This window comes from Bremerella cremea (assembly GCF_003335505.1).
Lineage (GTDB): Bacteria > Planctomycetota > Planctomycetia > Pirellulales > Pirellulaceae > Bremerella > Bremerella cremea_A.
The window spans coordinates 41,727-54,385 of record NZ_QPEX01000003.1 but is presented as its reverse complement, the minus strand read 5'-3'; the positions used below and the strand labels follow the sequence as shown (position 1 = coordinate 54,385).

Here is a 12,659-nt window from a genome sequence, read left to right as displayed (position 1 = left end):
GGATGGAAAAACAGACGACCAAGCCCAGCGATTTGCCGGTGCTGCAAAAATGGTTTCAGGCCGTTATTACCAACGTGTCTGGGGTTTCTGGGGGTGTTGCTTCGCCGGAAGCGCGCAGCTGGATCGATATTGCCCCTGACGAGCTGGAAGCCGTCGTTTTGCCCAGCCAAAAGCGGAGCAGCGTTCAGCGGTTGGAAGTTTACGCCAACGCCTACTTCGCTCGACTGTGCGAATGTTTGAAAGCCATTTTCCCGCTCTTCGCCCAAACGGTGGGGGACGAACTGTTTGACCAATTTGCCTTGGGCTATTTGCAGCAGTATCCGTCTCGCTCGTACACGCTGAACCGTTTGGGGGATCGCTTTGTCGAATTTCTCAACGAAACTCGCCCTGCCGAGTCGGGGGACGAGCCTGGCTGGGCGGACTTTATTATTTGCCTGGCCCGTTTAGAGTGGGGGATCGATCAGGTTTTCGATGGCCCTGGCTACGAAGGGCAAGCGGTGATTGGCCCTCTCGCGCTCAAGCAGTTGTCGCCAGAAGATTTCTGGACATCCCAGCTTCAATTGGTCCCTTGCCTGCAGACGTTCGCGTTTTCGTTTCCGGTAAATGCTTACGTAACCGAAGCCAAAAAAGGGACTGTCGAAGTGGCAATCCCTCAGCCGCAGCCTACTTGGCTGGCTCTCTCGCGACGCGATTTCGTTGTGCGACGGATTCCCTTGTCGCATTTTCAATATGTTTTGCTGGCTTGTCTCGGCGAAGGGATGACGGTGGGGGAAGCAATCGACGAAGCACTTCATGAAACGGGCGAGCCGGAAGATCTGCCCCAGGTGCTAGCAGCCACATTTAAAAAACTAGCCACTGAAGAGCTTATTCTCGCGATAAGTAGCGGGGCATAGCGAACTACGGAAAGGCGATCCGCCGAGCGGCAAGGCATTTTCGTTGCCGATTACGGGATCGCGAGAATGGGTAAATCTTATGTAAGAAGCAAGGAAATGGAGGGGGAATGGGGGCCCTGCTGCTTGTGAACGGCGAGTAAGCCCCTACAATCAATAAGTTATATTTTGGTGCCGATTCGTCAGCACCGCCGCTAGGATGGATTACCAAAACGGCAATCCCCTCCCCTTGCCCGATCTAGTTCTTTGAGGGCCGCAATGGCATTGGTTAGCTGGGTTCGAGGTCGCGTCTTTAACTTCGTCCACCGTAATAACTTAGTTTACAATACATGCTGGGAAGACCCCCGTTTGGATCGGGTCGCCCTGGATATCCAACCCCACCACAACGTGATGGTCATCACGTCGGCAGGTTGCAACGCCCTGGACTATGTCCTGGCGGGCGCAAACCATGTTTACGCGGTGGATATGAATCCACGGCAAAACGCCCTGCTCGATTTGAAGAAAGCAGCGATCCAGAACCTGGAGTATGAAGACTTCTTCTCCATGTTCGGTAAAGGCCAGTTGCTGAACTTCAAAGAGACCTATAAGTCACAACTGCGTGGTGCGTTGCCGGAATGGTCGCGCAGCTACTGGGATAGGAAGATCAAATATTTCAAGCCACGCAAACGCAAAAGTTTCTACTTCCGGGGTACCTCCGGTGCGTTTGCCAAAGTGGTGAATATGTACGTCGATAACGTCCTGCGGATGCGTCCGTTGGTACTCGACCTCTTAGATGCCAATTCGATTGACGAGCAGCGCGAAATCTTCGAGGTGATCGACCGCAAGCTCTGGACCGGCCCCCTCAAGTTCGCCATGAGCCGCGATACCACGTGGAGTTTGGTTGGCGTGCCGCGAGCCCAACGCGAACACTTGGAAAAGCAATACGCCAACGGGATTGCCGAGTTCGTCCAAGACAACATGCGGGCCGTCTTTGCTGAGTTGCCGATTCAAGACAACTACTTCTGGCGGGTTTATGTAACCGGTCAATACACCGAGGCTTGCTGTCCCGAATACTTGAAGCCAGAGAACTTCCAGTTGCTGAAAGACGGCTTGGTGCATAAGGTCAGCACCCATACCGATTCGGTGCAACACTTCCTAGAGAAGCACACCGATCATCCGCTTCACCGCCTGGTGTTGCTGGATCACCAAGACTGGCTGACCGACAAGCTGTACTTTGCCTTGGTCAACGAGTGGCAGGCCATTGCCGAACGCCTACAGGGCGAGGAAGATGCGCGTATTATTTGGCGTACCGGTGGCCTGAATACCGACTTCATCGACGAAGTCGAAATCACCCACAACGGCCAGAAAAAGCAGGTCGGCGAATTGTTAACCTACAATCAGCCACTAGCAGACGAACTGCACGTCAAAGATCGGGTTCATACCTACGGGGCGTTTCGGATCGCGGACATCGCGGCCTAGTTCGCATTCGCAACCACCTGAAGGAGCACCTGATGAGCTTGGCCTCGGACCTGAAAGTTCTTTATCACCTGGCAGTCAAACCGGTGCGTGGCAAGAATCACGCCGAACGGTTAGACAGCTTTTACAGTGGCCAAGCCGGCGCCTACGACGACTTCCGCAAACGCCTGCTCAAGGGGCGGGAAGAGATGTACCAATCGATCCAACCGCCGGAAGGTGCCGTCTGGGTCGATATGGGAGGGGGCACTGGCTCGAATCTGGAATTCATTTCCGATCGGATCGAGCGGCTGAAGAAAGCGTATGTGGTCGATCTCGCCTCGTCCCTTTTAAAGGTGTGCGATCAGCGGATCGAAGAACGGGGCTGGCAGAACGTGCAGACCGTGGAAGCAGATGCCACGACCTGGACGCCGGAAGAAGGATACGCCGATGTGGTGACCTTCTCGTACTCGTTGACGATGATTCCGGACTGGTTTTCGGCAATCGACAACGCACTGCGAATCCTCAAGCCAGGCGGCACGATCGGCGTGGTCGATTTTTACGTTTCGCGTAAGTTTCCCGACGAATCGATGAAGCGGCATCCTTGGTCGACCCGCAGCTTTTGGCCGGTATGGTTTGCCTCGGACAATGTTTTTCCGTCGCGCGATCATCTCCCCTATTTGCGACGCCACTTCGATACGACCAAACTAGAAGAGAATCGCGCCAAGGTGCCGTACTTGTTGTGGTTTAAGACCCCCTACTACATCTTCACCGGCACGAAGAAAGAAAGCTAAGCGGCGCGGCTTGGCATGTGGTCGCTCGATCTCTCAGTAACGCAATTTAGAAACGAAACAGCAAAGTCATGGCGAAATCGGTTCTCTCACCATCCTTCCTGTTTCAGTACTCTGTTCCGCTGACCTATCGGGAAAAGATCTGGCACGATCGTCCCCTAGGCTACACCGATGATTACAAGCTACGCGGCTTCGGCGAGTTGGATGGTCGCAAGCAGTTTGCCGATGTGCGTGGCGGCTGGAACGAACGGGGTGTGTCGTTTTCGGTGTTGGTGACCGGGAAACGCCAGCCAGTTTGGTGCCGAGAAAGCCGCGTCGACGAGAGTGATGGCTTTCAAATCTGGCTCGATACCCGCGCCACGCACAACGTCCATCGTGCGACCCGCTTCTGCCATCGCTTTGTCTTTCTGCCGATCGGAGCTGGTCCGAGCTATCGCGACCCGGTCGGCGACCAGATGCTAATCAACCGTGCCCGCGAAAACGCCAACCCCGTTCGCCCTGGCGACTTACGGGTTCGTGGTACGCTGACCAAAGATGGCTACCTGCTGGAATGCTGTGTGCCGGCCACCAGCTTAACCGGCTTTGACCCGCACGAATACGACAAGATCGGTTTCTTTTACGCGGTGATGGACCGCGAACTTGGCTGGCAAACGCAAAGCGTTAGCACCCAGTTCCCCATCGACGAAGACCCTAGTATCTGGACCACGCTGGAACTGGTTCGCCCAGCGAAGAAGTAATTGCTTCGTTAGAAGTCACGCAAGATTTCGACCGCGGCGTTCTTACCACAAGCCCCCATCACGCCTCCGCCTGGGTGGCTGGCCGCGCCGCAGAGGTACAACCCTTTTACAGGCGTCCGATGATCGGCCCAGCCGGCGATAGGACGGGTAGCGAAAAGCTGGTGGAAATTCATTGCCCCTTGCATGATATTTCCCCCTGTCAAACCGTAAACCCTTTCCAGGTCCAACGGCGAAAGTACCTGGCGGTGCATGATCGCCCCTGGCACGTTCGGGGCGTACTCGCCGATCTTGGCGACACAGCGATCGGCGAACGATTCCTTAATGTCGTCCCAGTTGGCATCGCGTAGCTGGTAAGGGGCATACTGCACGAAGATCGACAAGATATGCTTGCCATCGGGGGCAATCGTCTTGTCGACCGAGGTCGGCATCGTCATTTCCAGGATCGGTTCTTCGCTCGGCTTGCCATACTTGGCGTCGTCGTAGGCCCGCTCGATGTAGTCGATTGTGGGCGAGATGTGCATGGTCCCGCGATGCAGCGGGCTCAGCCCTTGCCCTGGGTAAGCGGTGAACTGAGGTGGCTCGGCCAGCGCAAGATTGATCTTGGCCGAGGCCGAAGCATAGTCGAGGTTGGAAATCGCCCGTAGGAAATCAGCCGGCAATTGCTCGGGCTGCAGGAACTTGCGGAACGTCAAATTGGCATCGACGCTCGAAGCCACCACCTTCGCTTCGTACATCGTGCCGTCGGCCAGTTCGACCCCTTGAGCACCGCGCTCGGTCGTTAAAATCTTCTGCACCGGGGCTTCGCGGACGATAGTCACGCCCATCTCTTCGCAGGTTTTGGCCAGCGACGCGGCAATGCCCCCCATGCCACCTTCGACAAAGCCCCACACGCCCCGCTTGCCGCCAGCTTCTCCCATCACGTGATGCAGCAGCACGTACGCCGTGCCAGGAGCCGAGATGGAAGCGAACGCCCCGATAATCGCGTCGGTGGCCAGGGTGGCGCGAAGGGGTTCGCTTTCGAACCAGCGTTCCAGGATCGGCCTGGCCGCGCCGGCGAGAAGTTCGATGGCCTCGGGGATTTCGTTTCCGAGCTTGCCGAAGTCTTGGTAAAAACCCCACAGCCGCGACATATCGCGGACCTTCTTGGTAAGCGGGATGCTCCGCCAATCTTTGGGCATCGGCAGCGGATCTGGGGCCGTCTTCATCAAGATCGGCTCGACCACTTCCGCAATCCGTTCCAGCAGGGCGTTGTACTGCGGGTACTTCTCCGCATCGCGTTTGCTGAACTTCGAGATCTCGTTGGCGTTCGAGGCCACATCGTGCCCCAACAGCAAGTATTGGCCATCTGGCGTCGGGGTGAACGAAGAGGGATCGCGCGGCAGGATCTTCAGGCCGTTTTGTTTCAGCCGCAAATCGTGAATGATCTCTGGCAGAAGCAGACTCACCACGTACGAAGCGGTCGAGACCTTGAAGCCAGGCCATAGTTCTTCTGTGGTCGAACAGCCACCCAGGACGTGGCGACGTTCTAAGACCACCACCTTTTTGCCCGCCTTGGCCAAATAGGCAGCCGTGATCAGGCCGTTGTGACCGGCGCCGATAACGACGCAATCGTAATTGCCACCGCGGGATGCCATGGGCGAACCATTCCTTGTTCAAGCAGCCGATCTGAGAAAATCAACAGACTGCTAGGTGAAAAGTCGAGAGTCAATCTGCTATCACCTATTGGTTCGCCCAGCACGGTAGGAAAAGTTTACCGAGATAACGTCAATCGGCGTGACCCGAACAACCAGAACAAGTGCAGCCCCCAAAAGGTAGCCTGCGTCCTGTTTCGTTCCAGACAGGCCGGTTTGAACTGCGTGCCCCGGGCATCTTGCCCGGGTGAAGTAGGTACCAGGGACGCCCGGGCAAGATGCCCGGGGCACACGGAGAAAGATGCCCGGGCACCCGCTGATTCGGCTTGGTGCTAGTTGCTGACGAACAGGCGGCCAATTTGCATGCCGGTTAAAATGGCGGCGATACCTAAGGTCACGTTGAGCAAGATGTTGGCCGCTGCGAAATAGATTTTGCCGTGCGGGGCGTTTTCGTACAGCAGGACCGTTTCAAAGCCGAAGGTCGAGAAGGTGGTAAACGAACCCAAGAGGCCCGAAAGAAGAATCGTGCGCCATTCCTGCGGGATCAGCCCGTGATGGTGCCCAAGATAGCCCAGGCAGCCAAAAATCAAACACCCTAACACGTTGACGGTGAGCGTACCCAAGGGAAACTTGACCGACGTTTCTTCCGGCATGAAGCCTTGCACGAACCCGCCCAGGTAAACGCGAGCCAAAGCACCCATCGCACCGAACAGGGCGATGCTTAGTATCAAGAATACCTTCGTCATAGGACGGCTCGCGCTTCCTTCCTGCATTCACATTCATAACGTCGGCACTCAGCCTAGCCGATTGCTTGCTCTCTGGCGAGTGTAATCAGCATCGACGGTGGCAACGACTCGACCCCACTGTGCCGCAGCATGTTCACCGCTTGAGCGGTGGTGTACTGGGCGTGTGTGCAAACATGCAGTAGCACATCCATCGCCGAGGTCGCCGGGATCTTACCTGGGGGATTGCTGGAGCTCTGCTTATAGATCGTTTCGGTTAGTTGATCGGGGGTCAGCTTGCCCAGATAATCTTCCCAGCGTTGGTCGAGTTCTTCCCAGCGTTGGAAGAGTTCCTGCACGGTTTGGACAGCCCCTTCCCCTTCCTGATTACCGGACAGCTTGCCAGGGGCATCCCCAGGGGCGAGGGCATCGGCCACACCGCTTAACGCTTTCAACCAAACGTACTCCGCCGCGTACATGTGACACAGCGTCTTCCATAAGCTGCCTTGCCCGATGGGGTGCTGTTGTCGGAGTTGTTCTTCGCTCAGTAAGCGGCAAGCTGCCATCAGGTGCTGATTGGTCCAGCGACGATGTTCGTGCAGACGTAAAATGGGGGTAACGGCGTTCATTGGTTGTCCTTGGGGGCACAAAAAAAAGAACGACCCTGAATTCCAGGGCCGTTCTGACGATTGTAGGAGGTGTTGGTCCCGGAGCGAGCGATTACTTATCGTCCAGTACGTCCACGGCTTTGAACGCCTGACCTTCCAGCATCGAAAGGCTGGCCCCACCGCCGGTCGAGACGTGAGTGACCTTGTCGTCCAAACCAAACTGACCGATCGCTGCGGCGCTGTCACCACCACCGATGATGCTGATCGCGTCGGAAGCAGCAATCGCGTCGGCAACGGCCCGGGTACCGGCGTCAAACGGAGGCATCTCGAACACGCCCATCGGCCCGTTCCAAACGACTGTTTTGGCGTCGGTCACCAGTTGAGCGTACATCTTGGCCGTTTCGGGGCCGATGTCGAGCCCTTCGAAGTCGTCCGGAATTTCGCCAGACTTCACCGTAACTTTATTGCAGTCGCCGCTGAAGGCATCGCCGCAGTGGGTATCAACCGGCAAAACGAGCTTGTCGCCGCCAGCTGCGATCAGCTCTTTGGCCAGATCGACTTTATCCTTTTCGACCAGGCTCTTGCCGACTTTGCCACCTTGAGCGAGCGAGAACGTGTAGGCCATCGCCCCACCGATCAGCACCTTGTCGCAGATGCCCAGCAGGTTCTTGATGACCATGATCTTGTCGGAAACCTTGGCACCGCCGAGGATCGCGACGAAAGGACGCTTGGGGTTGCCGATGGCGTCGGAAAGATAGGTGATTTCTTTTTCGACCAGAAAACCAACCACTTTCGGCTTGCTGCCCATCGCTTCCGGCACGGCCACCATCGAGGCGTCGGTCCGGTGACACGTACCAAATGCGTCGTTGCAGTAGATATCGGCGAACGCGGCCAACTTGCCAGCGAACTCGGCGTCCCCTTTCTTTTCGCCCTTTTCAAAGCGAAGATTTTCGAGCACGACCACGCCCCCATCGGTGAGTGCGGCGACCTTCGCGGCAGCATCTTCACCAACGGTATCGGTCGCGAAAGCAACCTCTTTGCCAAGGATTTCGCCCAAACGCTTAGCAGCCGGAGCGAGGCTGTACTTCGAGTTATCAGCACCTGGCTCTGGGCGTCCAAGGTGGCTCATCAGAATCAACTGACCGCCACGATCAACAACCGATTTGATCGAAGGAATCGCCATTTCAATGCGGCGATCGTCTGTGATTTCGCATTTGTCGTCGAGGGGCACATTGAAGTCGACCCGCATCAGGACTTTCTTGCCACTAACATCGACGTCGGCGATCGATAGCTTTGCCATTTGAATCTCAGCTCCTGGAGTGCGTATTTCTTACTTGCTGGTAAACCGCCAATGTACCGTTTGCCAAGACATCGCAAAAGATGACGCCCCCAGGGAGGCTAGGGGGACTTTGTCCGCAGTAAACGCAAACTATTGGCAATTACTGCCAGCGAAACCCCAGTATCGGCCAAGATGGCCAGCCATAAGTTCGACCAGCCAAACATGGTCAGCAGGACGAAAATTACTTTAATACCGAGGGCCGCGAAAATGTTTTGGCGGATCAGCGATAAAGTCCTTCGCCCATGGCTGATGAGCCAAGGAAGTTTTTCGATCTCGTCCGACATCAAGGCAACGTCCGCAGTTTCGATCGCCGTATCGCTTCCCACCGCCCCCATCGCAATGCCTACGTCAGCCGCAGCCAGGGCTGGACCATCGTTGATGCCGTCTCCGACCATGGCCACCAATTGGTGCTGTTTGCGCAGCCGGGTGACCGCTTCGATTTTGTCTTCGGGAAGTTGTTCTGCCTGCCAAGCATCAACCCCTACTTCCTCGGCGACTTGCCGTACCACTTCGGCTCGATCGCCCGAGATCAGTTCGATACGCTGCACACCCAGACGATGCAATTGCTCGACCGCGTGAACGGCCGTATCGCGAAGCTGATCTTCCAGGTGCACCATCGCCAACAACGAGCTACCCTGCCCCAGCAGCACAACATTGCTGGTCGTTTGGGGTAGTTGGTCTTTGCCGACCCCTTTTTCTTCCGCCAGACGAATACTCCCTAGCCAGATGTCTTGGCCGTTCACCAGACCGGAAATTCCTCGGCCAGGAATTTCTGCCACGTTGGCGGCTTCCACACGGTTGCCGGGAGATTGGTCGGCATAACGCAAAATGGCGCGGGCGATTGGGTGGGTACTGTGCCTTTGTAGACTTGCTGCCAGCGAAACGGCTTCTTCCTCGGCAATACCATGGAAGCTGGTTACTTGCGTCACCGCTGGCGTGCCGGTGGTAAGCGTTCCGGTTTTGTCGAGCACGATCGCTTGGACTTTAGCCAGGGTTTCCAGCGAAAGGCCACCTTTGACCAGCACCCCGTTGCGTGCTGCGGCCGTCAATGCCGAGACGATGCTAACCGGGGTGGAAATCACCAATGCACACGGACAAGCGATCACCAACAAAACCAGCCCGTTGTAAAACCACCGTCCGCCGGTGTCTTGCGACCAGCCAACGATGGTGGGAGGGATAACCATTACGGCGACCGCCAGCAGCATCATGGTCGGCGTGTAGTACCGCGCGAACTGATCGACCCACTGCTCGCTGGGGGCCCGGCGTTGATAGGCCTGATCGATCAATCGCACAATGCGATCGAGCAACGTCGAACCTGCAGTTCCCGCCACGCGGAACTCGAGACTACCGCTGCCGTTGATCGTTCCGGCGTAAACCGGATCGCCGGGCTCTTTCTCGACGGGAACCGATTCGCCTGTGATCGGCGCTTGATCGACCGCCGAGACGCCAGAGACAACAGTGCCATCCAAAGGAACCCGCTCGCCAGGGCGGACACTGCAGACATCGCCGTCGACGATCTCGTCGGTGGACACTTCCTCGTAGTCGCCAGAAGCGGCTTTACGTCGCGCCGTGTCAGGGGCGAGCGACATCAGCGATTGAATCGAGCGGCGAGCCCGGGAAACGCTCCGTTGTTCCAACACTTCCGACAAGGTAAACAGAAAAGTGACCATCGCCGCTTCGAAGGTCTCGCCTAAAAAAATCGCCCCAGCGACCGCCACGGTCATCAGCACATTCATGTCGGCTGTCATCCGCAGAACCGACTTCCAAGCCTTCGGCAGTATCCAGCGAATGCCTAATCCGATCGAGATCAGGTATAAAAACATCGGCAGTAACGAGAGCTCGTGCGCGGAATCGCCGTAGCCAAACAGGGCTGCTGGGGTGCCTGCTTCCCAGGCTTGCACGATTATCGCGACCAACAAAAACGCCCCACTGCGAGTGAGTGCCCGTTCTCTCAGTTGGCCTGTGGGGGCGGGAGACGCGGTGGTCTCTGCGGTGTTTTCTCGCACCGGCTGGGCAGTCATGCCGAGCTTGTCGACGGCATCGATCAAGCCTCGTGTCGACCATTTGGTGGTGTCGTAGTAGACATCCATTCGCCCTCGCATCACGTCGAAGTCGAGCCGCGCGATACCTGGCTGACTGGCCAATCCTTCGGTAAGGATACGGGCTTCCTCGGCGCAGTCGAGTTCCACCACCTGGAGGGTAACCTGAGAGCTATTGTTGAGGGAATCGCTGGATGAGGGCTCAGGCATGCGGAAGTGCTTTTCGTAACAAGGCTTACAAAAAAAAGAGCGTCACCGAATCGTAACGCCCAAAACGTGCCGGTCAAAGCCCGGTTAGCACTTGGCAGGCGAGACAAGTGCATCTAAGCTGAAACGTTTCCCCGCGATTGGCAGATACCATTAGGGGAATTGCTGTTCTTATTGGTGTAAATCGGTTCATGTATTCCATTGCGTTGATTGTCATCTACTGCGTGCTGATCATCGCCGCTTCGCTGCTGGGGGGATGGCTGCCGATGGTCGTCCGCTTGACCCATACGCGAATGCAACTGCTGATGAGCTTCGTGGGGGGGCTGATGCTGGGGGTGGCCATTTTGCACATGCTGCCGCACGGCATTACCGATAGCGGTTCGGTCGATTGGGCCATGGCTGGCTTGCTACTGGGGCTGATGATCACCTTTTTGCTGATGCGGTTGTTTCATTTTCATGAGCATGCCCCGGTGGAAGTGGAATATCCTGGCACGGTCGCCGGAGATCACCACCACGGCGGCCACATGCACTGCGATCATGGTCCGGCTGACGAGCATCCTCATGAACACGATACCGCACCGAGTCATCACCATGGTCATTCCCACACGCATTCCGCTGAGGAATCCCGTTCTGGAATGCGCTGGTTAGGGGTGTTCTTGGGGTTGTCGCTGCATACATTTCTGGATGGGGTCGCTTTGGCTGCTGGGGTAACGGCCGCCGCACATCATTCGACAACGTCGGTGGTGGTGGGGCTGGGGGTGTTTCTGGGGATTTTCCTCCACAAGCCGCTCGATGCCCTTTCAATCACGGTGATCATGCGTCGCAGTCATTGGCCTGTCAGCACGATCACTATTGTCAACTTAGGTTACGCGTTGATGTGTCCCCTGGGGGTTGTACTCTTTTTTATGGGTTACAACGGCCTAGAGACCTCGAAGCAGTTTATGATCGGCATGGCCTTGTGCTTCTCGGCCGGCGTCTTCTTGTGCATCTCGCTGGCGGACATCTTACCGGAAGTGCAGTTTCATTCGCACGACAAGGGAAAACTGACGATTGCGCTTTTGTTGGGAGTTGGCTTGGCATACCTAATCGGATTTACCGAGCCAGGCATGCACAAGCACGACGATACCCCGCCTGCGGCAACCGTGGAAGCCGAGCAGATGCCCGCCGCGCAGCTGCCAGCGGCATCTTTGCGGAAATAGTTAGGGTGTGCGGCGAATGCGTTCGTCGACCCCTCTTCGCTTGCGTGGTTTCGGGTTTACCGGCATGGTCATGAAGACAATCAGCATCACGCCAAGCAGGATGCCGACAAAAACCATCGTCAGAAACGGAAACGGCCAGCTGAGCGTTTCAAGGCCGTGCCGCATCGAGGTGCCGAAGATGGTGGCCAAAGTTACCACCGGGAAAAAGAACGCGGCCATCACGTTCAAGCGGTGTGCCGAGATCGCCATGCGGTGGCTGCTGGCCGCTTGTTGTTCGGTTCGCTGAGCGATTAAAAAGTCGAGCTCGTTTTTCGCTTCATTGAACAGCAACTCGGCCGAGCGTTCCAGCTCGTAAGCACGATCGCGATAGTTAATTGCCGCTCGGTCGTTGCCGATCAACTCGCGGGCTTTTTGCAGCGTGCTGTGCAGGTTACGCGTCGCCCGCAGCAGTGGCGAGAGCTCGCTGATGACACGAAAGTAATCTTCGCTCGATTGGGCGTCGGCTTCGGCCTTTTCTAACTTGTTGACTTCCGTGGTGTACTCTTCCAAGTGCTTCAGCATGGCATTGGGCCCTTGGCCGAGGTCGCTGCTGATCCACTTTCCTTCTGGGGTTCGCCAGAAGTAACGCCCGCTCCGGACCCGTTCGCCTTGTCGAGGCGGGCGATGGGTAACCAGCAGCACGTGCCCATCGGCCTGCATTACCCGCTGGCGACCAGGGCCATCCCCCAATCGCAGACGAAAGATTTCCGGCACTTCCCAGCTTAGCGGCAAGATCGAGGCGTTACTCATGATCTGGGGGCTCCACGCCTAAAAGGCGAACATGAAAGGGTAAATTGAGAATCTTTCCAAGAGTCGATTCGTCGCAGACCTAAAAAAATAGCGGAATTTCAGCCTGAATCCACAAAAAGAGCGCACGAATCCAGAGGAATCTTGTCGGCGTGGTTCGCTTCAACCAAAATCGGTGGTTACGAAATAGCGTTTTCCTGACCGGAAGGTGGAAGCTATTCGGTTGGATCCCCCGTGAACGCATTCGTTTTATCCATTGGGAAGACGAAGCTTAAAATT

At 56.5% G+C, this 12,659-nt stretch carries 11 protein-coding genes; 5 read left to right on the top strand and 6 right to left on the bottom strand.

The genetic code is table 11. The features are described 5' to 3' along the window. Window positions 1-2: 2 nt before the first annotated feature. The 4 genes from DTL42_RS00250 (at window position 3) to DTL42_RS00235 (ending at window position 3,849) form a co-directional block, all read left to right on the top strand. Window positions 3-893 carry a DNA-binding domain-containing protein gene (locus DTL42_RS00250; protein ID WP_114366665.1) on the top strand — a complete coding sequence of 297 codons (891 nt, stop codon included), beginning with the start codon at window positions 3-5 and terminating at the stop codon, window positions 891-893. A 255-nt stretch (window positions 894-1,148) separates the two neighbouring features. Then, window positions 1,149-2,348, top strand: a complete 1,200-nt coding sequence (locus DTL42_RS00245; protein WP_114366664.1) for a DUF3419 family protein — start codon at window positions 1,149-1,151, stop codon at window positions 2,346-2,348. Between the two features lie 32 nt (window positions 2,349-2,380). Next, window positions 2,381-3,115: a class I SAM-dependent methyltransferase gene (locus DTL42_RS00240; RefSeq protein ID WP_114366663.1), complete on the top strand. Its 735-nt coding sequence runs from the start codon at window positions 2,381-2,383 to the stop codon at window positions 3,113-3,115. 68 nt (window positions 3,116-3,183) lie between these two features. Then, a complete protein-coding gene (locus DTL42_RS00235; RefSeq protein ID WP_234824016.1) occupies window positions 3,184-3,849 on the top strand; it encodes a hypothetical protein in 666 nt (221 codons plus the stop codon). 8 nt (window positions 3,850-3,857) lie between these two features. On the opposite strand, the gene DTL42_RS00230 is transcribed toward DTL42_RS00235, so the two are convergent. The 5 genes from DTL42_RS00230 to DTL42_RS00210 form a co-directional block, all read right to left on the bottom strand. Next, a complete protein-coding gene (locus tag DTL42_RS00230) occupies window positions 3,858-5,483 on the bottom strand; it encodes a phytoene desaturase family protein (RefSeq protein WP_114366662.1) in 1,626 nt (541 codons plus the stop codon). Window positions 5,484-5,812: 329 nt separating this feature from the next. Continuing rightward, window positions 5,813-6,226 carry a fluoride efflux transporter CrcB gene (crcB, locus tag DTL42_RS00225; RefSeq protein WP_158545171.1) on the bottom strand — a complete coding sequence of 138 codons (414 nt, stop codon included), beginning with the start codon at window positions 6,224-6,226 and terminating at the stop codon, window positions 5,813-5,815. 53 nt (window positions 6,227-6,279) lie between these two features. Continuing rightward, complete coding sequence (locus DTL42_RS00220; protein WP_114366660.1) at window positions 6,280-6,831, bottom strand: DinB family protein; 552 nt, start codon at window positions 6,829-6,831, stop codon at window positions 6,280-6,282. Between the two features lie 91 nt (window positions 6,832-6,922). Next, window positions 6,923-8,110 (bottom strand): phosphoglycerate kinase, encoded by a 1,188-nt coding sequence (locus DTL42_RS00215; RefSeq protein WP_114366659.1) that lies wholly within the window; start codon window positions 8,108-8,110, stop codon window positions 6,923-6,925. Between the two features lie 98 nt (window positions 8,111-8,208). Beyond that, window positions 8,209-10,398, bottom strand: a complete 2,190-nt coding sequence (locus tag DTL42_RS00210; RefSeq protein ID WP_114366658.1) for a heavy metal translocating P-type ATPase — start codon at window positions 10,396-10,398, stop codon at window positions 8,209-8,211. A gap of 188 nt (window positions 10,399-10,586) precedes the next feature. Here DTL42_RS00210 and DTL42_RS00205 point away from each other — a divergent pair, with 188 nt between their 5' ends. Beyond that, window positions 10,587-11,594: a ZIP family metal transporter gene (locus DTL42_RS00205; RefSeq protein ID WP_114366657.1), complete on the top strand. Its 1,008-nt coding sequence runs from the start codon at window positions 10,587-10,589 to the stop codon at window positions 11,592-11,594. On the opposite strand, the gene DTL42_RS00200 is transcribed toward DTL42_RS00205, so the two are convergent. Then, on the bottom strand, window positions 11,595-12,383 hold the full coding sequence (locus DTL42_RS00200; protein WP_114366656.1) for a hypothetical protein: 789 nt from the start codon (window positions 12,381-12,383) through the stop codon (window positions 11,595-11,597). Window positions 12,384-12,659: the final 276 nt, after the last annotated feature.